The 22,251-nt window shown below is 68.6% G+C and carries 23 protein-coding genes and 1 tRNA gene; 13 read left to right on the top strand and 11 right to left on the bottom strand.

All coding sequences use genetic code 11. The features are described 5' to 3' along the window. Positions 1-105: 105 nt before the first annotated feature. Entirely contained in the window at positions 106-312 is a 207-nt protein-coding gene (locus BU124_RS05165) for a hypothetical protein (protein ID WP_084861388.1), read from the bottom strand. Positions 313-425: 113 nt separating this feature from the next. After that, positions 426-1,142: a response regulator gene (locus tag BU124_RS05160; RefSeq protein WP_084861387.1), complete on the bottom strand. Its 717-nt coding sequence runs from the start codon at positions 1,140-1,142 to the stop codon at positions 426-428. Between the two features lie 167 nt (positions 1,143-1,309). Here BU124_RS05160 and mce point away from each other — a divergent pair, with 167 nt between their 5' ends. The 3 genes from mce (at position 1,310) to BU124_RS05145 (ending at position 3,846) form a co-directional block, all read left to right on the top strand. Next, positions 1,310-1,714: a methylmalonyl-CoA epimerase gene (mce, locus tag BU124_RS05155; protein WP_084861386.1), complete on the top strand. Its 405-nt coding sequence runs from the start codon at positions 1,310-1,312 to the stop codon at positions 1,712-1,714. Next, positions 1,714-1,995 (top strand): DUF1467 family protein, encoded by a 282-nt coding sequence (locus BU124_RS05150; RefSeq protein WP_084861385.1) that lies wholly within the window; start codon positions 1,714-1,716, stop codon positions 1,993-1,995. Before mce ends, BU124_RS05150 begins: the two co-directional genes overlap by 1 nt. 195 nt (positions 1,996-2,190) lie before the next feature. After that, a complete protein-coding gene (locus BU124_RS05145) occupies positions 2,191-3,846 on the top strand; it encodes an ABC transporter substrate-binding protein (protein WP_084861384.1) in 1,656 nt (551 codons plus the stop codon). A gap of 28 nt (positions 3,847-3,874) precedes the next feature. Here BU124_RS05145 and BU124_RS05140 read toward each other — a convergent pair whose 3' ends face one another. Together BU124_RS05140 and BU124_RS05135 are read right to left on the bottom strand one after the other, a co-directional pair. Then, positions 3,875-4,999, bottom strand: coding sequence for an acetoin utilization protein AcuC (locus BU124_RS05140; RefSeq protein ID WP_084861383.1), 1,125 nt, complete (start codon positions 4,997-4,999; stop codon positions 3,875-3,877). Next, positions 4,992-5,513 (bottom strand): glutathione peroxidase, encoded by a 522-nt coding sequence (locus BU124_RS05135; protein WP_084861382.1) that lies wholly within the window; start codon positions 5,511-5,513, stop codon positions 4,992-4,994. Before BU124_RS05135 ends, BU124_RS05140 begins: the two co-directional genes overlap by 8 nt. A gap of 127 nt (positions 5,514-5,640) precedes the next feature. On the opposite strand from BU124_RS05135, the gene rimO reads away from it, so the two are divergent. The 3 genes from rimO to ppk2 all read left to right on the top strand — a co-directional run bounded on the left by rimO (position 5,641) and on the right by ppk2 (position 8,630). Next, the gene (gene rimO / locus BU124_RS05130) at positions 5,641-7,032 is read left to right on the top strand and encodes a 30S ribosomal protein S12 methylthiotransferase RimO (protein WP_084861381.1); all 1,392 of its coding nucleotides are present in this window, start codon (positions 5,641-5,643) and stop codon (positions 7,030-7,032) included. A gap of 95 nt (positions 7,033-7,127) precedes the next feature. Beyond that, complete coding sequence (locus BU124_RS05125) at positions 7,128-7,499, top strand: thiol-disulfide oxidoreductase DCC family protein (RefSeq protein ID WP_084861380.1); 372 nt, start codon at positions 7,128-7,130, stop codon at positions 7,497-7,499. 255 nt (positions 7,500-7,754) lie between these two features. Further along, complete coding sequence (gene ppk2, locus BU124_RS05120; RefSeq protein WP_143529893.1) at positions 7,755-8,630, top strand: polyphosphate kinase 2; 876 nt, start codon at positions 7,755-7,757, stop codon at positions 8,628-8,630. 88 nt (positions 8,631-8,718) lie between these two features. On the opposite strand, the gene BU124_RS05115 is transcribed toward ppk2, so the two are convergent. Further along, positions 8,719-8,970, bottom strand: coding sequence for a DUF6455 family protein (locus BU124_RS05115; RefSeq protein WP_084861378.1), 252 nt, complete (start codon positions 8,968-8,970; stop codon positions 8,719-8,721). A gap of 152 nt (positions 8,971-9,122) precedes the next feature. Here BU124_RS05115 and trhA point away from each other — a divergent pair, with 152 nt between their 5' ends. Beyond that, entirely contained in the window at positions 9,123-9,767 is a 645-nt protein-coding gene (trhA, locus tag BU124_RS05110; protein ID WP_084861377.1) for a PAQR family membrane homeostasis protein TrhA, read from the top strand. Here trhA and BU124_RS05105 read toward each other — a convergent pair. Then, complete coding sequence (locus tag BU124_RS05105) at positions 9,764-10,465, bottom strand: M48 family metalloprotease (RefSeq protein ID WP_245831613.1); 702 nt, start codon at positions 10,463-10,465, stop codon at positions 9,764-9,766. The two genes, trhA and BU124_RS05105, sit on opposite strands and share 4 nt — an antisense overlap. A gap of 158 nt (positions 10,466-10,623) precedes the next feature. On the opposite strand from BU124_RS05105, the gene BU124_RS05100 reads away from it, so the two are divergent. Next, positions 10,624-10,887 (top strand): hypothetical protein, encoded by a 264-nt coding sequence (locus BU124_RS05100; RefSeq protein ID WP_084861375.1) that lies wholly within the window; start codon positions 10,624-10,626, stop codon positions 10,885-10,887. Here the strand turns inward: BU124_RS05100 and BU124_RS05095 are convergent. After that, positions 10,879-11,586 (bottom strand): EI24 domain-containing protein, encoded by a 708-nt coding sequence (locus tag BU124_RS05095; RefSeq protein WP_084861374.1) that lies wholly within the window; start codon positions 11,584-11,586, stop codon positions 10,879-10,881. The genes BU124_RS05100 and BU124_RS05095 overlap by 9 nt on opposite strands. Continuing rightward, positions 11,583-12,158: a nitroreductase family protein gene (locus tag BU124_RS05090; protein WP_084861373.1), complete on the bottom strand. Its 576-nt coding sequence runs from the start codon at positions 12,156-12,158 to the stop codon at positions 11,583-11,585. The genes BU124_RS05095 and BU124_RS05090 overlap by 4 nt, the downstream gene beginning before the upstream one ends. Before the next feature lie 156 nt (positions 12,159-12,314). Here BU124_RS05090 and BU124_RS05085 point away from each other — a divergent pair. Then, positions 12,315-12,388, top strand: a tRNA-Gly gene (locus BU124_RS05085). A gap of 126 nt (positions 12,389-12,514) precedes the next feature. Next, positions 12,515-14,308, top strand: a complete 1,794-nt coding sequence (locus BU124_RS05080) for an ABC transporter transmembrane domain-containing protein (protein WP_084861372.1) — start codon at positions 12,515-12,517, stop codon at positions 14,306-14,308. 5 nt (positions 14,309-14,313) lie between these two features. Here the strand turns inward: BU124_RS05080 and BU124_RS05075 are convergent, their stop codons facing one another. Further along, positions 14,314-14,907: a LysE family translocator gene (locus BU124_RS05075; RefSeq protein WP_084861371.1), complete on the bottom strand. Its 594-nt coding sequence runs from the start codon at positions 14,905-14,907 to the stop codon at positions 14,314-14,316. A 183-nt stretch (positions 14,908-15,090) separates the two neighbouring features. On the opposite strand from BU124_RS05075, the gene BU124_RS05070 reads away from it, so the two are divergent. After that, positions 15,091-16,974, top strand: a complete 1,884-nt coding sequence (locus tag BU124_RS05070) for an acyl-CoA synthetase (protein WP_084861370.1) — start codon at positions 15,091-15,093, stop codon at positions 16,972-16,974. 230 nt (positions 16,975-17,204) lie between these two features. Here the strand turns inward: BU124_RS05070 and metG are convergent, their stop codons facing one another. Then, positions 17,205-18,938 carry a methionine--tRNA ligase gene (metG, locus tag BU124_RS05065; protein WP_281250892.1) on the bottom strand — a complete coding sequence of 578 codons (1,734 nt, stop codon included), beginning with the start codon at positions 18,936-18,938 and terminating at the stop codon, positions 17,205-17,207. 142 nt (positions 18,939-19,080) lie between these two features. Here metG and BU124_RS05060 point away from each other — a divergent pair, with 142 nt between their 5' ends. Then, positions 19,081-20,124 (top strand): aldo/keto reductase, encoded by a 1,044-nt coding sequence (locus BU124_RS05060; RefSeq protein ID WP_084861368.1) that lies wholly within the window; start codon positions 19,081-19,083, stop codon positions 20,122-20,124. A gap of 64 nt (positions 20,125-20,188) precedes the next feature. Further along, entirely contained in the window at positions 20,189-20,476 is a 288-nt protein-coding gene (locus tag BU124_RS05055; protein ID WP_084861367.1) for a hypothetical protein, read from the top strand. Here the strand turns inward: BU124_RS05055 and BU124_RS05050 are convergent, their stop codons facing one another. Continuing rightward, a complete protein-coding gene (locus tag BU124_RS05050) occupies positions 20,477-22,207 on the bottom strand; it encodes a SulP family inorganic anion transporter (protein ID WP_084861366.1) in 1,731 nt (576 codons plus the stop codon). Positions 22,208-22,251 lie beyond the last annotated feature (44 nt).

Here is a 22,251-nt window from a genome sequence, read left to right as displayed (position 1 = left end):
GCCCCGGCCGGGGCGTTCAAGATATGGCGCGCATGCGGCCGGGCGGATGGCCTCGACAGGGGCCGGGGCGCGTGATCTGTCGGGTGCGGGAGGCCGTGCCGCGCATCAGGCGTCGGTGTCGCGGCTGGCGGCCGCCGCCTCGGCCGGCGGGGCGACGATTGATCCGTCCGTTTGGGCGATCTCGTGCGGGGCGGGTGTTACAGCGGCCGTGACGGCGGTCGCCAGCAGAACCAGACCGGTTGTCAGAACCAGCCAATCGACGGTGCTGTTGCCCTTGTCCCCCGACCAGAGGGTGGCGACGATGCGATCCATTTTTCCGCCCCTTTCGTGGTGACCACGGCCGAAATCTGGCTGGCGAATCGGGCGGCAATTGGACGGCGAGGCGGCGATCCCGGGGAAACCGGCCCCCGCGGCGGGGCACGCCGTCATATCGATCGCGCCCGGGCCAGCCGGTCCTGCACCATGACGGCGACGCGGTCGCGCTGGTGCCCGGTGGGCTGGCCGCTGACGAGACGGTCTTCCAGGCAATCGACAGCCTCGGACAGCGGCGTGTCCGCGGCGCTTCGGGCCACACCGCCGAGGAACTGTGTCAGGTAGCGCAAGCGCCTTCCCTCGGGCGCCCCGGAAAGAACCCCGGCGGCCGCCGCGAGGTCGTCGCGCAGGGCGATCGCGTCGGGCTCGACCCGGGCGTCGGTCAGCACGCGCAGGCCGGATGGCCGCTGTGCCGGGGGCAGGTGATGCAGGATCACCGACTGGAACTGGCTCAGGTTGGCCACCGGCTTGGCCAGGAACCCGTCGGCGCCGGCCTTCAGTGCGGTGTCGTGCGTGTCGAGATCGCCGCTCATCCCCAGCAGGACGTCCACGCGCGGGCTCGCCTGGGCGAGGTCGGCGATCAGCGCTGCGCCCGACCCGTCGGGCAGGCCCATGTCGACCAGCACCACCGAGGGCCGGTAGACCCGCAGGTGCCGGCGGGCATGGTGCAGAGTGTCCGCCCGCCGGATGCGCGCGCCCGAGCGCAGGCACAGAAGGCGCAGCGCCTCCGAGGTGAAGCGGCTGTCCTCGACCGCGAGCACGGTCAGGCCCAGCAGCGGGCGCGTCGCGGTCGGCGGGCGGGTGGTGACGATGTCGTCGAGGCTGTCCATACGGCGATCCCCCCCGGAGGCTGTGGTGGTGGTCGGCTCATTGGGACTCAGCTTGGTGAAGGCCCGGTTAACGCCCGCGACGTTGGAACGCGGGGGGCGCCGTGGCGCGACGGATTGCCCCGGCGGCGCGGCTGGCCCATACAGGAACTCTCAGACCGGAGGCGAGTATGATCGGACGCTTGAATCACGTGGCCATCGCCGTGCCCGACCTCGAGGCGGCGGCGGCGCAGTATCGCGACGCGCTGGGCGCCACGGTGGGCGCGCCGCAGGACGAACCCGACCACGGCGTCACGGTGGTCTTTATTGACCTGCCCAATACCAAGATCGAATTGCTGTACCCGCTGGGCGCGGACAGCCCCATCGCCGGGTTCCTGGAAAAGAACCCCGCGGGCGGCATCCATCACGTCTGCTACGAGGTCGAAGATATCCTTGCGGCGCGCGACAGGCTGAAAGAGACCGGGCTGCGGGTTCTGGGCGACGGCGAACCGAAGATGGGCGCCCACGGCAAGCCGGTGCTGTTTCTGCACCCCAAGGACATGAACGGCACCCTGACCGAACTGGAACAGGTCTGATGGGTATCACCTCCTCGCTCGTGCTGCTGGCCATCGTCTGGTTCATGGTCTTCTTCGTGGTGCTGCCGCTGCGCCTGACAACGCAGGGAGAGGCCGGCGACGTCGTGCCCGGCACCCACAAGAGCGCCCCGTCCGATCCGCAGCTCAAGCGCAAGGCCCGGATCACGACCGTCTGGGCGCTGCTGATCTGGGCGGTGCTGGCCGGCGTGATCTGGTCCGGTTTTATCACCGTGCAGGACTACGACTGGGCCGATCGGCTGGGTGACACGCGCCAGCAATAGGCGGGGTGCGCGAGGCACGACGCCGGGGCACGCCGCAATTTTTCCTTGGTTCCCCGCCAAGGCCGCCTACCATTAGCGAATGGCGCGGATGAGCCGCGCCGCCCGTTGCCCGCCAACGGCCGAGCCATGACCGCGCCCTGCCATGTTCCGGCGGCGCGAGCTTCTCTCCTCAAATCTCATCAAAACGGAATCCTCATGGATAAAGATACCCCCCATCCCGCCGCCCGCGACCTTGCCGCCGAACATGACGCCGGGAAACTGTCGCGGCGCGAATTCCTGACCCGCGCGACCTCGCTCGGCGTGTCGGTCGGGGCCGCCTACGGCCTGATCGGCCTGACCGCGCCGGCCCCCGCGCGCGCCCAGGGCGCGGCCCGGCAGGGCGGCACGGTGCGCATCCAGTCCGACGTGCGCGCGCTCAAGGACCCGCGCACCTACGACTGGCCGCAGATGTCCAACTTCTCGCGCGGGTGGCTGGAATACCTCGTCGAATACCAGCGGGACGGGTCGATCACCCCGATGCTGCTCGAAAGCTGGGAGGTCAATGCCGACGCCACCGTCTACACCCTGCGCGTGCGGCCGGGCGTGACCTGGAACGACGGCAGCGATTTCACCGCCGCCGACGTCGCCCACAACATCACCCGCTGGTGCGAAAAGGATGTCGAGGGCAATTCCATGGCCTCGCGCATGACGCCGCTGATCGACCCCGAGACCGGCGTGGCGCGCGACGGCGCGATCGAGGTAACCGACGATCTGACCGTCACGCTCACCCTCTCGTCCGCCGATATCACGCTGATCGCGGGCTTTTCGGATTACCCGGCCGCGATCGTGCCGCAGGACTTCTCGGGCGATCCCATGGCCAACCCCAAGGGCACCGGCCCCTACCTGCCCGAGGAGCTTCAGGTCGGCGTGCGCTCCGCGCTGGTGCGCAACACCGATCACGCCTGGTGGGGCAGCGATGTCTTCGGCGGGCCTTACCTCGATCGGATCGAGTATATCGATTTCGGCACCGACCAGGCCTCGCACTTTGCCGCTGCGCAATCGGGCGAGGTGGACATGGTCTACGAATCGCTGGGCGAGTTTGTCGAGCTGATGGACACCCTCGGCTGGACCAAGTCCGAGGCCGTGACCGCCAACACCGTGGTCATCCGCCCCAACCAGCAGGCCGAAGTGGACGGACAGCGCCCCTACGCGGACGTGCGGGTGCGTCGCGCGCTGGCCAAGGCGGTGTCCAACGACGTGCTGCTCAGCCTGGGCTATGACGGGCGCGGCCGCGTGGCCGAGAACCACCACGTCTGCCCCATCCACCCCGAGTATGCCGAGCTTCCGGCCCCCGAACACGACCCCGAGGGTGCCGCCGCCCTTATGGCCGAGGCCGGCATGGCCGACTACGAGCACGAGCTGATCTCGATCGAGGACAACTGGCGCCGCGCCACCTGCGATGCCGTCGCCGCCCAGCTGCGCGACGCGGGCATCCCGGTCAAGCGCACGGTGATCCCCGGGGCGACCTTCTGGAACGCCTGGACGGATTATCCCTTCTCGGCGACGGACTGGGCGCAGCGGCCGCTCGGCGTGCAGGTGCTGGCCCTGGCCTATCGCTCGGGTGAGACGTGGAACGAATCCGGGTTTTCCAACCCCGAGTTCGACGCGACCCTCACCGAGGCGCTGTCCGTGGCCGATGCCGACACGCGCCGCGCGCTGTCGGAGAAGATGCAGCGGATCATGCAGGAGGAGGGCGTGATCGTGCAGCCCTACTGGCGCTCGACCTATCGCCACGCGCGGGCCGATATCCTGGGGGCCGAACAACACCCCACCTTCGAGATCCACGTCTACAAGCTGGGTCTGGCGGCCTGACCACTGACTGACGCGGGTCGCCGCCCGCTCAGGCGGCGCGGCGGCCCGCAAGCATGCCGATCCGGTCGCGTATCTCGGGCCGGATCGGTCCCTCGCGCGGGGCATCGGCCAGGGTGGTGATCCAGTGCGGCTCGGGTCGGATCTGCCGGGTCGAGCCCTGCCGCGTCCAGTGCAGCCCGCGCAGCACGTCCTGCGCCGCCGCGGGCAGGCGATCAGGCACCTCGCGGTCGTTCACCACGGCCCAATTGCCGACCCAGAGCCGGGCGACCGTCCAGGGGTTGTAGCCACCCCCGCCCAGCACCAGCAGGCGCGGGGCCATGGGTCGCAGTGCCCGCAGAACGGCCCAATGCGCGCGGTTGGACAGCGCCAGCCGCGACTGAGGGTCCTCCAGCACGGCATCGGCGCCGCATTGCAGCACCACCGCGTCGGGCCGGTGGGCCGCGACCTGCGGCAGGATCAGCGCATCGCGGATCAGAGCCATCTCGCTGTCGTTCAGCCCGCGCGGCACCGGCAGGTTGAAGACTTGCCCGACCCCGCGGTCACCCAGCCCGCCGGTGCGCGGCCAGCGCCCCTCTTCGTGGGTCGAGATCACCAGCACCTCGGGCGTGCGCGCAAAGGCGTGTTCGACCCCGTCGGCGTGGTGCGCGTCGATGTCGACGTAGGCGACGCGCCGCGCGCCATTGCGCCGCAGCGCCTGAACGGCCAGCACCGCGTCATTGAGGTAACAGAACCCGCTGGCCCGGTCGGGCAGGCCGTGATGCGTGCCCCCGGCGGGGGAATGCACGACGCCGCCGCGCGCCAGCAACTCGCCGGCCAGAAGCGAGGCCCCGGCGGCCGTGGCCGGGCGCGAGTACATCTCGGGAAAGACCGGGTTGGACGGCGTGCCGATATTGTGCCGCGCGCGGATCGCCTCGGGAACCTGCTGGTCGCGCTCGGCCCGGTGCAGCGCCGCGACGTAGCGCCGTGTGTGAAAGCCCGTCAGCGCGGCGGGCTTGGCGCGCGGGCTGGTACGGTATTGATCCGGCCCCAGCCAGCCCAGCGCGCGCGCGAGGTCGATCACCGTCGACACGCGCGGGATGCGCAGCGGGTGCCAGGCCCCATAGCTCGATCCGCGGTAAATCTCGGAGCCGAGGAACAGCGGGGTGTCAGCCACCAAGGGCGGCCTCGACTGCGCCGGTGATGGCGGGGGACGTCGGCGATACCGGCGAGCCCCACTGGCCCAGAACCGCGCCCTCGGGTCCGATCAGGACCTTGTGAAAGTTCCAGCGCGGCACGATGTCGTGATCCTGCGCCAGCCAGCGATAGAACGGGTGCGCCTGCGGCCCCTTGACGGGGGTGATAACCGTCATCGGCAGGGTCAGGTCGAAATTGACCTCGCAGAACTCTTTCACCTCTGCCTCGCTGTCCAGCTCCTGGCGGAAATCCTCGGACGGGACGGCCAGCACGGTCAGCCCCGCCTCGGCGTAGTCCTCGTGCAGGGCCTGCAGGTCATCGAACTGCGAGGTATAGGCGCAAAGCGAGGCGGTATTCGTGACCAACGCCGGGCCGTCCAGCCGCAGTGTGCCCCCGTCGATGGAGTCAAAGGCCATGCGGTCGGGCTCGGCCGCCACGGCAGGGGCCGCCAGGGCGATCAAAGCGACGACAAGGGCATGGATACGGGCGGGCATGGGCGTGTCTCCTCTTTTGCGGGGCGGGTGCGAGCACCGCGTCAGGAAATAGTCCGAAGCGGCAAAAGGACCATGACCCGGCGATGCCCCCTTCCCGCAGGAGCGCGCGCAGGGTAAGGCACTCGCCATGGCCCCCAACCCGCCCGACCTGCGCCCCGACCTCGCCAGTGCCCGCGTCAGCGAACCCGCCCGGCCCGAGGGGCGTGACAGGCAGCCCACCATCGGCATGGTCAGCCTTGGCTGTCCCAAGGCGCTGGTGGACAGCGAACGCATCCTGACGCGTCTGCGGGCCGAGGGTTACGCCATCTCGCCCGACTATGCCGGTGCGGACGCGGTGGTGGTCAACACCTGCGGCTTTCTCGACAGTGCCAAGGCCGAGAGCCTGGAGGCCATCAGCGAGGCGCTGGCGCAGAACGGGCGCGTCATCGTCACCGGCTGCCTCGGGGCCGAGCCGGCCTATGTCACCGGTGCGCATCCCAGGGTCCTCGCCGTGACAGGGCCACATCAGTATGAACAGGTGCTCGACGCCGTTCATGCCGCGGTGCCGCCTGCCCCCGACCCCTTCGTCGATCTGCTGCCTGCACGCGGGGTCAGCCTGACGCCGCGGCACTACAGCTATCTCAAGATATCCGAGGGCTGTAACCACTCGTGCAGGTTCTGCGTCATCCCCGACATGCGCGGGAAACTGGCGAGCCGCCCGCACAAGGCCGTGCTGCGCGAGGCGGAAAAGCTGGTCGAGAACGGCGTGCGGGAACTGCTGGTCATCAGCCAGGACACCAGCGCCTATGGCACAGACTGGCCCCGCGCGGACCGCGTCGGCCCCCAACAGCCCATCACCCGGCTGGCCCGCGACCTTGGCAGTCTGGGGGCCTGGGTACGGCTGCACTACGTCTATCCCTACCCGCACGTGCGCGAGTTGATCCCGCTCATGGCCGAGGGGCTGGTGCTGCCGTATCTGGACATTCCATTTCAGCACGCCCACCCGGACACGCTGAAACGGATGGCCCGCCCGGCCCATGCCGAACGCACGCTCGACCGCATCGCCGAATGGCGCGGGCTGTGCCCTGATATCACCCTGCGCTCGACCTTCATCGTCGGCTATCCGGGCGAGACCGAGGCCGAGTTCCAGCACCTGCTGGACTGGCTGGACACGGCGCAGCTGGATCGCGTCGGCTGTTTTCAGTACGAGAACGTCGCAGGCGCACGCAGCAATGCGCTGGCCGATCATGTCCCCGACGAGGTCAAACAGGACCGCTGGGACCGTTTCATGGAAAAGGCCCAGGCCATTTCCGAGGCCAAGCTGGCCGCCAAGGTGGGCCAGCGGCTGGAGGTGATCGTCGACGACCTCGACGACGACGGCATCGCCACCTGCCGCACGAGGGCCGACGCGCCCGAGATCGACGGCAACCTGTTCATCGACGCGGGCACCGAGGGCCTGTCCGTCGGAGAGATCGTGCGCGTCGAGGTGGACGAGGCGGGAGCTTATGATCTGTGGGGGTGTCTGGCGAAACGCGATTGACGCGAGGAGTCAAGTGCAGGCAACCCTAGCCTTTCGCAGGGCCATGTCGGGCGCTTCTCCTTGCCGGGGGGGATCGCCCCCCTATTTCACTGACCATGACGAAAGTGCTCCACAACGACACCTGCCCGATCTGTTCGCGCGAGGTTGCCGCTTATGCACGGCAAGCCGAGCGGGCGGGCGTGGCGCTCGAGATCGACGGGCTGGACGCGGCCTCCGCCTGGGGGCTGGACCGGGACGCCGCCGCGCGCACCTTCCGCGTGCAGCACGACGGCGACTTGCACGAGGGGCTTGACGCCTTTCGCCTGCTCTGGGCGCGGTTGCCCGGCTGGCGCTGGCTGGCCCGTCTGACGGGGCTGCCGGGTATCCACGGGCTGGCCGACCGCGGCTATCGCCATGTGGCGGCCCCGGCGCTCTATGCGATGCACCGCCGACGTGCGCGCCGCGCCGCTCGCGGTGTTGCGCGGTAAGCCCGCGCCGCCACTTGCACAGGACGTAACCGGCTCCTGTCCCAAGGCTTGCCGCCGAATCAGCGACCGTCGTCAGCAGCCAAGCGGACAGCTACACGGCTCAGCCGTCAGGCGCGGCCTTGGCGGACTTCCGTCTCGTGGCACAGCGCCGGGATGAACACTTTGGGCGGACCTTCCACGGGCCTTGCGCCATATCAAGGCGGCTTGCAGCGGACGCGTATACGCTCTGTCCCATCAACACGGGCAGGAGACACCATGTACGACACCGCTACCCGCGACACAGCCATCAAAGCGGCCCGGCACACCGGCGACAGCCGGACCAAGCTGCCCAAGCTGGGCCGTGTTCCCTACGAGTCGGAAAAGGCCCGCCTCCAGGCGGAGTTGCTGAAAGTGCAACTCTGGGCGCAGGAGACGGGGCAGAAATTCGTCCTGCTGTTCGAGGGTCGCGATGCCGCCGGCAAGGGCGGCACGATCAAGCGCTTCACTGAACACCTGAACCCGCGCCAGGCCCGTGTTGTCGCGCTCAACAAGCCCACTTGGGAGGAACGGGGCCAGTGGTACTTCCAGCGCTACATCACCGAGTTGCCGACAACCGGCGAAATGGTCTTCTACGACCGGTCCTGGTACAATCGTGCCGGGGTGGAACGGGTCATGGGGTTCTGCGAGCCAAACGATTATCTGGAATTCATGCGCCAGACCCCGGACTTCGAGCGCATGCTGGTGCGGGCGGGCATCCGGCTCTACAAGTACTGGTTCTCGGTCACGCAGGACGAACAGCAACGCCGCTTCAAGGCGCGCGAAACCGACCCGCTGAAACAGTGGAAACTGTCGCCCATAGACAAGGCCAGCCTCGACAAGTGGGACGACTACACCGAGGCGAAAGAGGCGATGTTCTTTTACACCGACACCGCCGACGCGCCCTGGACCGTGGTGAAATCCGACGACAAGAAACGGGCGCGTATCAATTGCATGCGCCATTTCCTGTCGACGCTGGATTATCCCGACAAGGCCCCCGAGGTCGCCCGCGCGCCCGAGCCCGAAATCGTCGGCCCCGCGGCACGGGTGATCCACCGGACCGATCATATCCTGGGCAAGTCGCTGCACCCGGACGCGCGCCACGTTCAGGGCTAAGGCGGATCACGGGCCGGCGGCTCTGGTCACTGGCGGCCCGGGCATCGCGTTCCGGGCGCGAGAGTGACCGCGGCCGCGGTCAGCCGCTTCAGTCGCGCAGGTCTGTCAGCCGGTCGCGATTCACGCAATAGGCCGGGCCGGTTTCCAGCGCCTCGTGCGTGTTCGTCAGGGCCTTGCACGCGCCGGGTCGCGAACAGCTGCGGCAGGCCGTGACCATCCCGGCATATCCCGTCGTGCTCAGGCGCCCTTCGGTCATGGCCCGGCCCAGGTCCACGCCCCGCGCCCGCGCCATGCCCTTCATCAGCCAATAATGCTTGCGTGCATCGCCCAGTTTCGTCATCGGTCATCTCCCAACGGATCATGTGGGATGAGCGTGCCGCAGCCGATCACGGGGTGCCTTGCGCCAGATCAACCCGGCGTGACGACGCCGGCCGCGCGCGCTTGACGCCACGTTTGCTGTGACACCCCGCCGGGAATTGCTAACATCAGGGCATGACCGATCGCGCCCACAGCCGCGCCGAAGTGATCGCGGATGCGGTCCTGCACGCTCTCGGCATCGGGTTTGCCGTGACCGGCACGGCGTTGCTGCTCGTCTTCGCGAGTGCCCATGTCGATGGGGGCACCATGGCCGGCCTGGCGATCTACGGGGGCGCGTTGATCGCGTCCTTCGTGATCTCGGCGGTTTACCACCTCGCCCCGTGGGAGGCGCTGCGCGATACCCTGCGGCGGATCGACCAGGCGGCGATCTATTTCAAGATCGCGGGCACCTACACGCCCTTTGCGGTCTTCATTGGCACGGGCTTTGCCTATGGGGTGCTGACGCTGGTCTGGGTGCTGGCCAGCATCGGCGCGGTGGTCAAGCTGGCCCTGCGCAAGCGCCCCGGCAAATGGGCCGCGGTGATGTATCTGACCCTCGGCTGGATGAGCCTGCTGCTGGCCTGGCCGCTGGTGCAGCTTTTGCCGGTGGGGGCCTCGGTGCTGATCCTGGCCGGCGGGATCACCTATTCGGTCGGGGTTGGCCTGTTCTACTGGGCCGAGATGCGGTTTGCCAACGCGCTCTGGCATGGGCATGTCCTCGCGGCCTCGGCCTGTTTCTTTATCGCCATTTCCCTGGGCACCTTCAGCCTGCCCGGCTAAAGGCCCGCCACCGCCGCGCGCACCGCCGCGATCCGGTCGGCGTTGGCCGGGTGCGTGCCGAGGAACCGGTCGCCCGGGTCGGGAATGCGAAAGAAGAAATCCGCCCCGCGCAGCGGGTCGAAGCCGGCCCTGGCGGCGACGATCGCGCCGAGGCGGTCGGCCTCCAGTTCGAACTCCTTGGAATAGCTGCGCGCGGCCAGCGCGGCACCGAGTTCCTGCGCCTCGGCCACGTTGCCGCCCGTCGCCCCGGCGAGCTGGCCGAAGACCAGCGCCCCCAGCGTCGCGTTGCGCCGTTGGCGGGGGATATGCCCGGCGATGTGGTGCGCAGCTTCGTGGGCCATGACGAAGGCCAGTTCGTCGCGGTTGCGCGCATCTGCGATCAGGCCGAGGGTAAAGACGATCACCGGCCGGCCGTCCTCGTTCAGCGTCTGAAAGGCATTGGCCGGCACCTCGGGCCGGTCGTCCACGGCGATCAGGAAATCGCAGTTGCGGCGCGGGTCGACGCGGCGGCACTCGGCCTCGGCCACGGGTTCCACCCGATCGACCACATCGACGAAGGCGCGCTGGATTGCCCGCGGCTGGCGCGGGATGTCGAAGGCCTGCGCCGCGGGGGCGGCTGCGGACGGCGTGTCAGCGCCGGGCGCGGGGCCCGGGGACACGGGCGGCATGGTGCAGCCTGCCAGCAGCAGACCAGCCACCACAGCAGCCCATCGTGCCAGCATCGCGCCTCGCCTCCTACCATATCCCATGCTAGGGATATAAGGCCGGGGCCAGCCTGCGCCAGACCCGTCCGCCTTGACATCGCGGGCCTTGGCGAAAGACTGCCGCCACTTGCCCCAGCCAGGAGCCCGACCCCATGTTCACGATCGAGCACGACTTCGACGCCACGGTCGTCACCCTCGTCGACGAGAGCGGCCCGCACCTGCAGGAGGACGTGACGATCAACGCCTTCGAGGAATGCGTGACCCTCGAACAACTGGACCCGCGCCGCGACGCGGTGGTGCGGGTGACGCTGTCGATGGCGCAACTGCGCGACCTTGGCATGGCGCTGGACCTGCCCGAGGGGGTCTATCGGCTCAAGCCCGAGGGGCGCGCCACCGGCCGGAACGGATCAGACTGACGGCGCCGGCGCCGAGCCCGCCAGCCGGTGGTAGAGATGCGTGAAGGTCGCCGCCCCGAGGATCGGGATGAACAGGTTCATGAGCGGCACGGTCAGCGGCAGCGCCATCAGCACCCCGGCCATCCAGATCTGCGGCAGGTTGGCGCGGCGCATGGCCTCGGCGCCCGCGCGCCCCTCGCGGCGCATCGCCGCCACGGTGAAATACTCGCGCCCCAGAAGGAACCCGTTGAGCCCGTAAAAGATTAGGGGCGCGGCGAAGGGCAGAACCGCATAGGCGAAGAACGCCAGCAGGTTGGCCCCGATCAGCACGCCCAGGAAATTTATGGTGTCGCGAAACGCGTCCCACAGGCTCTGCTGTCCCAGCGGCGGCAGATGCGGATAGTGCCGGTCCTCGACCGCTTGCGCCACGTCGTCGAGAAACATCGAGGTGATGGCCGAGGCGACGGGAATCATCAGAAATACCGACAGGAACAGCATGAAAAGGGCGCTGCCCCAGGTCAGCAGGTCGCCGATCCAGGTGATCTCGCCGAGAAACGGAAGCGAGACCGGACCGGGGTCCGCCATCGCGGCCAGTTGCAAAAGCCCCGCGTAGGCCGCCACCAGCAGCGCCAGCGTCAGCCCCACGCCCCACCACAGCACCCGGCGAAAGCGGGGGTCGCCGATCTGGCCAAGGGCCTTGGCGAAATCGGACAGGATCATTCGAGAAAGGTCACTTTCCGGCCCAGGTCGGGGCGGGGGCGCTCGGGCGGTGCGCTGGTTTCGGTTCCGATATGGACGAGGCCCGCGACACGCTCGGCGGGGGCCAGGCCCAGATGGGTTTCCACGAAGGTCCGGTCATGCACCGGCCAGCCGGTCAGCCAGTTCGCCCCCCAGCCCGAGGCCAACGCCGCGTTGAGCAGCGCCAGACAGGCCGCGCCCGCCGAATAGCTCTGCTCGATGGCCGGGATCTTGTCGGACATCACCGGGCTTTCGATCACGGCCACCGCAAGGCCGCCGTCGCGGAACTGCGCCAGACCCTTTTCCAGCTGCTCCTCGGGCAGGCCCAGGGCAGCGTGGCGCGCGGGGACGACCTCGGCCAACCGCTGCAGGACCGTGCGTTCGAGCACGACAAAGCGCCAGGGTTCCAGCTTGCCGTGGTCGGGCGTGCGCGCGGCGGCGGTCAACAGCTGCTCAAGCGCCGGCCGGTCGGGCACCGGGGTCGTCAGCGTCTTGGCCGGGCGCGACCGCCGGGTCAGCAGGAAATCGAGCGCGGCCTCGTTGCGGGGCGGCATGGGCTGTGTCCTCCGGGCTGCTTTGGGGCCGAAATAGGGGGTTTTCGCCGCCGAGGCCAGAGCGAAGCGGCCCCGTGGGGTCCACCTGCCCGACAAGATGCCGGAACCTTCGGCTTGACCGCTCGGCCACCATCAAATAGCTAGCGAGTATCGCGAGCGGGTATGGTGAAATGGTATCACACGAGCCTTCCAAGCTCTTGGTGCGGGTTCGATTCCCGCTACCCGCTCCAGGATCCTTCCGCTGACGCGCGGTGCTGACCGCGCCCGCGGCCACGTGGCGCGCACCGCACCCCAGGCTTGTGCTTGGTGGGGTCTGTCGCTAAGTCAAGCGCAGCGACGCGACGAACAGGACCATCATGGCAGCGCCCCCCAACAGCACTGACGACGACCGCGCCAAGTCCCGGCGCGTCGGCGCGCTGGCCGAGCTCTGGCCCTTCATGCGGCCCTATCGCGTGATGCTGACGGCGGCGATCCTCGCGCTGGTGGTGACGGCGGTGATCTCGCTCATGCTGCCCATCGCGGTGCGCCGCGTGGTGGACAATTTCGACACATCCTCGGGCCGGTTGCTGGATCAGTATTTCGCCGCCGCCCTGCTCTTTGCGGGGTTGCTCGCGCTGGGCACCGCGGTGCGCTACTACCTTGTCACCCGGCTGGGCGAGCGTGTGGTCGCCGATATCCGCACGGCCGTCTACGACCGGATGATTTCCATGTCGCCGGCCTTCTTCGAGCGGATCATGACCGGCGAGGTTCTCAGCCGGATCACCACCGACACCACCCTGATCCTCAGCGTGATCGGCTCGTCCGTCTCGATCGCGCTGCGCAACCTGCTGCTTTTCATCGGCGGGCTCGCGCTGATGCTCGTCACCTCGGGCAAGCTGACGGGCATGGTGCTGCTCGTGGTGCCGGCGGTGATCGTGCCCATCGTGGTGCTGGGGCGGCGCCTGCGCAGCCTGAGCCGCGAGAATCAGGACTGGATCGCGGCCTCGTCGGGCAATGCCTCCGAGGGGCTTCTGTCGGCGCAGACGGTGCAGGCCTTCACCCACGAGGGCCGCAGCCGTGCGCGGTTCCACGACGTCACCGAAAAGAGCTTCGTCGCCGCCCGCCGCCGGATCGGGGTGCGCGCCCTGATGACGGCCATCGTGATCTTTCTCGTCTTCGCCGGGGTGGTGGGGGTGCTCTGGATCGGCGCGCGCGACGTTCGCGCCGACCAGATGTCCATCGGCGAACTGGTGCAGTTCGTGATATACGCGATCATGGTCGCCGGCGCCGTGGGCGCCCTGACCGAGATCTGGGGCGAATTGCAGCGCGCCGCCGGCGCGACCGAGCGGCTGGTCGAATTGCTGCAGTCCAGTGACGCGGTGCAGGACCCGGCCGATCCCCTGCCGGCCCCCGCCGCCCGCCGCGGCGAGATCGCCTTCGACGGGGTCACCTTCAGCTACCCCGCGCGCCCCGAACAGAGGGCTCTGGACGGCGTCGACCTGACGGTGCACCCCGGCGAGACGGTGGCGCTGGTCGGGCCCTCGGGGGCGGGCAAGACGACGATCATCCAGCTTCTCCTGCGGTTCTACGATCCCGACGGCGGCGCGGTGCGCCTTGACGGAACCGACCTGCGCGCGATGGCCCGCGCCGATTTCCGCCGGCATATCGCCCTCGTGCCGCAGGACCCTGTGATCTTTGCCGAGACCGCGCGCGAGAACATCCGCTTCGGCCGCCCCGAGGCCACCGACGCCGAGGTCGAGGCCGCGGCCCGCGCCGCCGCCGCCGACGACTTCCTGCAGGCCCTGCCGCAGGGGTACGACAGCTATGTCGGCGAACGCGGCGTGATGCTCTCGGGCGGGCAGAAACAGCGCATCGCCATCGCCCGCGCCATCCTGCGTGACGCGCCGGTGCTGTTGCTGGACGAGGCCACCAGCGCGCTGGACGCCGAAAGCGAACGCGCGGTGCAGCACGCCGTCGATACCCTGTCGCGGGATCGCACAACGCTGATCGTCGCCCACCGGCTCGCCACGGTAAAGAAGGCCGACCGCATCGTCGTCTTTGAGGCCGGGCGCATCGTCGCCCAGGGCACGCATGACCAGCTGGTGGCCCAGGACGGGCTGTACGCGCGGCTGGCCCGGCTGCAATTCACCGAGGGCATGGCGGCCGAGTGAACCGCTCAGGCGGCCAGCAGCCAGAGCGCCACACCGATCAGCAGCAGGCCAAAGCCGAAATTCAGGATCCTGGCGGAAGTGTCCTTGCGGAACCAGCGCCCCAGCACGTCGCCCGCCAGCGTCCAGACCATGAACGCTACGAAATTGTTGAGCGTGAAGACCGAGGTGATGAGCAGCGTCGCGCCGGGGACATCGGCCGTTAGGGGCGCGAACTGCGTGAACATCAACACGATGATGACATAGGCCTTGGGGTTCAGCACAAGCAGCAGCGCACCGTCCCACAGGCTGGCCGGGCGGGCATCGCCCGCGCCCTCCAGCGCCCCGGCCCGCAAGAAGCGTAGCGCCAGCCAGCCAACATAGACGGCCCCGGCCCATTGCAGCGCCCGCGCCAGATCCGGCGCAGTGGCCAGGGTGCCGATCAGCCCGAGGCCGATGGCCAGCGTCACCAGCCACGTCGCAAGGTGGTAGCCGAGAAAGGCGGGCAGGGTGGCCCGAACCCCGAAGCGCGCGCCGTTGGCCGCGAAGAACAGGTTTCCGGGTCCCGGGCTGTAGGCCAGCGGGAAAAGAAACAGCACAAGGGCAACGGTCAGTTCGGTCATGGCGCGTCTCCTGCGCCGGAGCATGCGCCGGCGGTTCGCCCCGAGCGACCCGGAACATGCGCATAGCGCGGGCGCGAATTTCGCCGCGTCACTCTTGCGTTGTCGCGGCGGCGCGCTCATCCTTTCTGCCAACCGATCACGGGCCGGACGCGGGTTCGGCGGTCTTTCAGGGAGGAGACGACCATGAGCTTTGCCTCGATGGCCGATCGCGACGCGATCGAACAGGAAATGCCGTGGGAGGCGCGCGACGTGCCGGTGACGCTCTATGAGTTGCTGTCACGCACCGAGGCCGCGCACGGCCGGCGCAACGCCTTCACCTTCCAGATGTTTTCCGACCCCAAGGCGCCCGCCGAGACGCTGACTTGGACCGGGCTCAAGGACCGGGTCAGCCAAGCGGCGAACATGTTCCGCGGCCTCGGCGTGGGCGAGGACGATGTCGTCGCCTTCCTTCTGCCCAACTGCACCGAGGCGGCGCTGACCTACCTCGGCGGGGCCGTCGCGGGCATCGTCAACCCGATCAACCCGCTGCTCGAGCCCGAGCAGATCGCCGCCATCCTGCGCGAGACCGACGCCAAGATCCTGGTCACGCTGAGGGCCTTTCCCAAGACCGACGTCGCCCAGAAAGCTGCCGAGGCCGTGGCCCTCGCGCCCAACGTGGAAACCGTGCTCGAGGTCGACCTTCTGCGCTACATCACCGGGCTGAAGAAATTCATCGTCCCGCTGGTGCGGCCCAAGAACCCGGCCAGTCACAAGGCCAGGGTCATCGACTTCAACACCGAGCTGGACCGCCACGCGCCGGTCCTGGCCTTTGACGACAGCCGCGCCGATCGCGTCGCCGCCTATTTCCACACCGGCGGCACAACCGGCATGCCCAAGGTCGCCCAGCACCGCTATTCGGGGATCATCTACAACGCCTGGCTGGGCGAGCGCTTGCTGTTCACAGAGACGGACGTGCAGATGACGCCGCTGCCGATGTTCCACGTCTTCGCGACGACCGTCTCGCTGGGGGCCTCGCTGAGTTCGGGCGCGCATATCGTCTTTCCCACGCCGCAGGGCTATCGCGGCGACGGGGTCTTCGACAACCTCTGGAAGCTGATCGAACGCTACAACGCGACCTTCCTGATCGGGGTGCCCACGGCGCTCTCGGCGATGATGCAGCGCAAGGTGGACGCGGACATATCCTCGCTTCAGCTGGTGTTCTGCGGCTCCTCGCCGCTGCCGCTGGAACTGTACCGCCGCTTCGAGGAGGCCGCTGACGTGACCATCTGCGAGGGCTACGGCCTGACCGAGGCGACCTGCCTGGTGTCGATCAACCCGCCCGACGGGGAAAAGCGCGTCGGCTCCATCGGGCTGCCGTTTCCCCATTCGGACGTGCGCATCCTCAACCATACCTCGGACGGGCCGGCCGAGGCCCGCGTCAACGAGATCGGCGAGATCTGCGTCGACAGCCCCGGCGTCTACGAGGGCAAGACCTATACCCAGACCGAGAAGAACAACGGCCTGTTCCACCACGACCGCTATCTGCGCACCGGTGATCTGGGCCGCATCGACGAGGACGGCTATCTCTGGATCACGGGCCGCGCCAAGGACCTGATCATTCGTGGCGGCCACAACATCGACCCCGCCGAGATCGAGGAGGCCCTGGCCGGGCACGAGGCCGTGGCCTTTGCCGCCGCCATCGGCCAGCCCGATGCCCACGCCGGCGAACTGCCCTGTGCCTATGTCGAGCTGGTCGAGGGGGCAGAGGTCACCGAGGCCGAGCTGATGCTGTTCGCCAACGAGCGTATCCACGAGCGCGCCGCCCACATCAAGCACCTGGACATCCTGCCGGAACTGCCCAAGACGGCCGTCGGCAAGACCCTCAAGAACGAGCTGCGCAAGCTGGCCATCGCGCGGGTCTACGGCGCGGCGCTGGCGGCGGCCGAGGTTGCCGCCGAGGTGGCCGAGGTGGAAGAGGACAAGAAACTGGGCTTGGTGTGTTACCTGCGCAAGACCGGCACCGTCACCGACGCGGACGTCCAGACGGCGCTGGGCGCCTATACCCGGCCCTGGGCCTGGGCCGGGTGAGAGCACGGCGGGCCGGTTCGGCAAAACGGGCATGCACGTCGATAACCATCACAGGCTGGGACGGACCTTGACGGGCGCGGACAGGCGACGACGAGTCTTCTACTTTCGGGCGACTGGGTGGTTGTCCGCAAAACGTCCGGCAAACGCCACACCGAAGGCCCTGCGGTCACGGGGACGGGCCGCCGCTGTGCACCTTCGGACTGACTGCGCCCCCGACCGCCGGGCGGCGCTCAGGCCCGGGTCCCGGCGAAACGTTCCTGCCACGCGTCGCGCTGGTCGTCGGTGATCTTGCCGAAAAGGTTGTCGGGCACTGTGAAGACGTGGCCGGCCTCGAGCACCGTCAGCGCCGCGGGCAGATCATCGGGCCAGGCGGCATCGGGGGTGTTCAGCGCCCGCAGCATGGTCGCCGACGCCCCGGGGATGAACGGGGCCGAGAGCACGGCGTAAAGCCGGATCAGGTTCAGCGCCAGGCGGATCTGCATGGCGGCCCTGTCCGGGTCCTCCTTGACGGTGGCCCAGGGCGCGGCCTCTTGCAGGTATTCGTTGCCCACGGCCCAGATGGCGCGCAGCTCGGCGGCCGCCTTGCGCACCTCGATCGCGTCCATCTGCGCCTCGTAGCTGCGCACCCGGGCGCTCAGGTCGGCGATCAGGGCCTCTTCGGGGGCGCCCGGCGCGCCGCCCGCGGGCACCGCCTCGCCGAATTTCGAGCGGCAGAACTTTGTCACGCGGCTGACGAAATTGCCCAGCACGTCGGCAAGGTCCTTGTTGACGCCGGACTGGAAGCTTTCCCAGGTGAACTCGGCATCCGCCGATTCCGGCGCGTGGGACAGCAGCCACCAGCGCCAGTAATCTGCCGGCAGGATCTCCAGCGCCTGGTCCATGAACACCCCGCGCCCGCGCGAGGTGCTGAACTGCCCGCCGTCGTAATTCAGGTAATTGAACGACTTGATGTAATCGACCAGCTTCCACGGCTCGCCCGAGCCGAGGATCGTCGCCGGAAAGGACAGCGTGTGGAAGGGCACGTTGTCCTTGCCCATGAACTGGGTGTAGGTCACCTCCTCCGCGCCCTTGTCCGTGCGCCACCAGCGCTCCCAATCCGCGCCCTTGCCGGCCTCGACCCATTCGCGGCCGCAGGCGATGTATTCGATGGGCGCGTCGAACCAGACGTAGAAGACCTTGCCCTCCATGCCCGGCCACGGCTCATCCCCGCGCTGAACCGGGATGCCCCAGTCCAGATCGCGGGTGATGCCGCGGTCCTGCAGCCCGTCGCCGTCGTTGAGCCATTTCTTCGCGATCGAGGTGGTCAGCACCGGCCAGCCCTCGCGGGTGTCGATCCACTCCTCCAGACGATCCTTGAGCCGCGACTGGCACAGGTAGAGGTGCTTGGTGGTGCGCATCTCCAGATCAGTGGCGCCCGAAATCGTCGAGCGCGCGTCGATCAGCTCCACCGGGTCCAGTTGCTTGGTGCAGTTGTCGCACTGGTCGCCGCGGGCGGAGTCGAACCCGCAGTTGGGACAGGTCCCCTCAATGTAGCGGTCGGGCAGGAAGCGGCCGTCGGCGGGGGAATACATCTGCGTCTCGCTGACCTCGCGGATCAGCCCGGCCTCGTCGAGCTTTTTGGCGAAATGCTGGGTCAGGCGGTGGTTGGCCTGCGAGGACGACCGTCCGAAATGGTCGAAAGACAGGCCGAAGCCGGCGGCGATATCGCTTTGCACCTGCCACATCTCGGCGCAGTAATCGGCCACCGGCTTGCCGGCCTTGGCCGCGGCCAGTTCGGCCGGGGTGCCGTGTTCGTCGGTTGCGCAGAGAAACAGCACCTCGTGGCCGCGCCCGCGCTGGTAGCGCGCGAAAAGGTCGGCCGGAAGCTGGCTGCCCACCAGGTTGCCGAGGTGCTTGATCCCGTTGATGTAGGGAATCGCCGAGGTGATGAGGTGCCGGGCCATGGGGTCTGCCTGTTGCTGGATTTGCCGCCGGTGTAATCGCTCCGGGCGCGAAGGACCAGAGGCCGGCTGGCGGCTCACCGACGCCTTATCGGGCGTGTGCCCCCTTGTTGCTGCCGGTCAGGCGGTTATCGTCGCGCCCAACAGACAGCAAAGGGGTTGGCGCATGAACAGGCTGGAACTGGGCCGCACGGGGATCGAGGTCAGCGACTGGTGCCTGGGCACCATGACCTTCGGGGCGCAGACCCCGCAGGAGGATGCCTTCGCGCAGATGGACATGGCGCTCGAGGCGGGAATCGACTTTTTCGACACCGCCGAGATGTATCCCGTCAACCCGGTGCGCCGGGAAACCGTGGGGCAGGGCGAGGAAATGATCGGCCGCTGGTTCGCCGACACCGGCAAGCGCGACCACGTCGTTCTGGCCACCAAGGCGGGCGGCGACAGCCGCATGATCCGCGACGGCGAGGGCTACGGCCCCGGCAACATCGAGGCGTTGATCGACGCCTCGCTGCGCCGCCTGGGCACCGACTGGATCGACCTCTACCAGTTGCACTGGCCGATGCGCGGCTCCTACATGTTTCGCCAGAACTGGACCTACGATCCCTCGGGACAGGACCGCCAGCAGACAATGGACCACATGGCCGGCGTGCTGGAGGGGCTGGAACGCGCCCGCACGGCCGGCAAGATCCGCGCCTTCGGCATGTCCAACGAAAGCGCCTGGGGCTGCACCCGCTGGATCGACATGGCCGACAGGGTCGGCGCGCCGCGCATGGCCAGCGTGCAGAACGAATATTCGCTGCTCTGCCGGCTTTACGACACCGACATGGCCGAGATGGCGGTTAACGAGGACGTCACCCTGCTGTCCTATTCGCCGCTGGCCGCGGGGCTTCTGACGGGAAAATACCAGGGCGACGTGACGCCGCCCGGATCGCGCCGGGACGGGGCCAACACCAGCCTGGGCGGGCGCATGACACCGCGCGCGCTGCCGGCGGTGCAGGCCTACCTCGACGTGGCGGAAAAACACGGGCTGGACCCGGTGCACATGGCCCTGGCCTGGCAGCGCAGGCGGCCCTTCCCCGTTTCGGTGATCGTCGGGGCGACGACGCGGGCGCAACTCGTGCACCTGCTGGCGGGCGACGCGGTGACCCTGTCGGACGCGGTGCTGGAGGATATCGACGCCGCCCATCGCGCTCATCCCATGCCCTACTGAGGCGACATCTGCCGCCCGGCGGGCTACCATGGCGGGCGAGTCGGGCAAGAAACGGAGGTGCGCGATGCGCGGTGCAGTCACGGTGGTGGCAGGGTGTCTTGCGCTGGGTGCCTGCGACGAGGCGGCCCTGCAAAACGGCGCCGGGGTGCGCGAATACATGGTGCTCGGCGGCGGCATGAGCTTCGAGCAGTGCCGCGCCCGCGGTGGTCTGATCATCCGCGACCGCGGCAGCCTCATGGTGGCTTGCGACCCCAGCGTGCGGGGCGAACCGGCACCGCCGGACGAATTCGACCATCCCGACAGCTCGGTGCCCCAGCCCGCCGGTGGCGAGACGGGCGACGCGACAGGGTGATCACGCGGCCTGCGTGGCCCCGTCGCCGGTCAGCTCCGTCCAGGCGGCATACTGCGTCAGGAAGACCTTGCCGCCCAGCTCGTCGAGGAAATGCGACCGGCGCAGGCGGTCCATCACCGGGCCCTTGACCTCGGTCAGGTGCAGCCGGATGCCCAGATCCTTGAGGCGGGTGTTGATCGCCTCGAGGCTTTCCAGCGCGGACATGTCCACCTCGTTGATCGCGGTGCACTGCAGGATCACGTCCGACAGCGCGTCATCCCCGGCCACGCGGTCGTAGAGGTAATCCTCGAGGAACCGCGCATTGGCGAAATAGAGACTTTCGTCCACGCGAAGGGTAATGACGCGCGGATGTGTCTCGACCTGGTGACGGCGGATGTTGCGGAAATGCTCGGTCCCCGCGACGCGGCCCACCTCGGCCACATGGGGTTTCGAGGTCTTGTAGAGATGCAGCGCGATAGACAGGACCACGCCCGCGGTCACGCCGGTTTCGACGCCGAACCCGAGGGTCAGCAGGATGGTGGCCAGCACCGCGGCGAAATCGGCGCGCGAATAGGTCCAGGCGCGCTTGAGGATGCCCAGGTCGACAAGGCTGAGCACCGCGACGATGATCGTGGCCGCCAGCGTGGCCTTGGGCAGGAAGTGGATCAGGGGGGTCAGCGCCACCGCGGCGATGGCCAGCCCCACGGCGGTAAAGGCCCCGGCCGCGGGTGTCTCGGCCCCCGCGTCGAAATTCACGACCGACCGGGCGAAGCCGCCGGTGACGGGATAGCCGCCGGTAAAGGCCGCGCCGATGTTGGCCGCGCCCAGCCCGATCAATTCCTGGTCGGGGTCGATGCGTTGGCGCTTCTTGGCGGCCAGGGTCTGGGCGACGGAAATCGACTCGACGAACCCGATGATCGAGATCAGCAGCGCGGGCAGGAACAGCGCGCGGATCAGCTCCATCGAGGTGTCGGGCAGGGTGAAGGGCGGCAGCGCCTGCGGCACCGCACCGACGATCTGCACACCGGCGTTGTCGAGCCGAAACACCCCGGCCAGCAGGGTGGTGACGACCACGGCGGCGACCGGCCCGGCCTTTGTCAGGATGTCGGCGAGCCGCGGGCCGAGGCCCGCGCGCAGCAGCAGCGGTTTCAGGCCCTTGCGCACCCAGAACAGGAACGCGGTGGCCGCCGCGCCGATCGCCAGGGTGATCCAGCTGATCTGCGACAGGTTGTGGAACAGGCTTTCCAGAAGATGCGGCAGGGTATGGCCCGAGGCGTCGATGCCGAGGATGCTCGACAATTGGCTGGTGGCGATTAAGATGCCGCTGGCGGTGATGAACCCCGCGATCACCGGGTGCGACAGGAAGTTGGCGAGGAACCCCAGCCGCAGCACCCCCAGGGTCAGCAGCATCGCGCCGGACAGCCCCGCCAGCGTCAGCGCCGCGGCGGCATAGCCGGCGGTGCCCTGCTCGGCGACCTCGCCGATGGCGGCGGCGGTCATCAGCGACACGACGGCGACCGGCCCCACGGCCAGCGCGCGGCTGGTGCCGAAAACGGAATAGAGCATGATCGGCACGATCGAGGCGTAGATCCCCGCCTCGGGCGGCAGCCCGGCCAGCAGCGCATAGGCCAGCGACTGCGGGATCAGCATGATGGTGACGATCACCGCCGCCACCATGTCGTTGGACAGGGCGGTGCGGTCATAGGTGCGACCCCAGGTCAGGATCGGCAGGTATCTGGACAATGCGCGCATCACGCGGGACCTTTGCAATTGGACACCGGGCCGACAGGGCAGGG

It is taken from the genome of Salibaculum halophilum (genome assembly GCF_002094885.1).
Classification (GTDB): Bacteria; Pseudomonadota; Alphaproteobacteria; order Rhodobacterales; family Rhodobacteraceae; genus Salibaculum; species Salibaculum halophilum.
Note: the sequence above shows the minus strand (reverse complement) of the source record. Positions and strands in the feature narration are given on the sequence as shown.

Coding starts and splice junctions, on each gene's coding strand:
- BU124_RS05165 (WP_084861388.1), bottom strand. CDS start 312: ATGGATCGCATCGTCGCCACCCTCTGGTCGGGGGACAAGGGCAACAGC.
- BU124_RS05160 (WP_084861387.1), bottom strand. CDS start 1,142: ATGGACAGCCTCGACGACATCGTCACCACCCGCCCGCCGACCGCGACG.
- mce (WP_084861386.1), top strand. CDS start 1,310: ATGATCGGACGCTTGAATCACGTGGCCATCGCCGTGCCCGACCTCGAG.
- BU124_RS05150 (WP_084861385.1), top strand. CDS start 1,714: ATGGGTATCACCTCCTCGCTCGTGCTGCTGGCCATCGTCTGGTTCATG.
- BU124_RS05145 (WP_084861384.1), top strand. CDS start 2,191: ATGGATAAAGATACCCCCCATCCCGCCGCCCGCGACCTTGCCGCCGAA.
- BU124_RS05135 (WP_084861382.1), bottom strand. CDS start 5,513: ATGCCCGCCCGTATCCATGCCCTTGTCGTCGCTTTGATCGCCCTGGCG.
- rimO (WP_084861381.1), top strand. CDS start 5,641: ATGGCCCCCAACCCGCCCGACCTGCGCCCCGACCTCGCCAGTGCCCGC.
- BU124_RS05125 (WP_084861380.1), top strand. CDS start 7,128: ATGACGAAAGTGCTCCACAACGACACCTGCCCGATCTGTTCGCGCGAG.
- ppk2 (WP_143529893.1), top strand. CDS start 7,755: ATGTACGACACCGCTACCCGCGACACAGCCATCAAAGCGGCCCGGCAC.
- BU124_RS05115 (WP_084861378.1), bottom strand. CDS start 8,970: ATGACGAAACTGGGCGATGCACGCAAGCATTATTGGCTGATGAAGGGC.
- trhA (WP_084861377.1), top strand. CDS start 9,123: ATGACCGATCGCGCCCACAGCCGCGCCGAAGTGATCGCGGATGCGGTC.
- BU124_RS05100 (WP_084861375.1), top strand. CDS start 10,624: ATGTTCACGATCGAGCACGACTTCGACGCCACGGTCGTCACCCTCGTC.
- BU124_RS05095 (WP_084861374.1), bottom strand. CDS start 11,586: ATGATCCTGTCCGATTTCGCCAAGGCCCTTGGCCAGATCGGCGACCCC.
- BU124_RS05090 (WP_084861373.1), bottom strand. CDS start 12,158: ATGCCGCCCCGCAACGAGGCCGCGCTCGATTTCCTGCTGACCCGGCGG.
- BU124_RS05080 (WP_084861372.1), top strand. CDS start 12,515: ATGGCAGCGCCCCCCAACAGCACTGACGACGACCGCGCCAAGTCCCGG.
- BU124_RS05075 (WP_084861371.1), bottom strand. CDS start 14,907: ATGACCGAACTGACCGTTGCCCTTGTGCTGTTTCTTTTCCCGCTGGCC.
- BU124_RS05070 (WP_084861370.1), top strand. CDS start 15,091: ATGAGCTTTGCCTCGATGGCCGATCGCGACGCGATCGAACAGGAAATG.
- BU124_RS05060 (WP_084861368.1), top strand. CDS start 19,081: ATGAACAGGCTGGAACTGGGCCGCACGGGGATCGAGGTCAGCGACTGG.
- BU124_RS05055 (WP_084861367.1), top strand. CDS start 20,189: ATGCGCGGTGCAGTCACGGTGGTGGCAGGGTGTCTTGCGCTGGGTGCC.
- BU124_RS05050 (WP_084861366.1), bottom strand. CDS start 22,207: ATGCGCGCATTGTCCAGATACCTGCCGATCCTGACCTGGGGTCGCACC.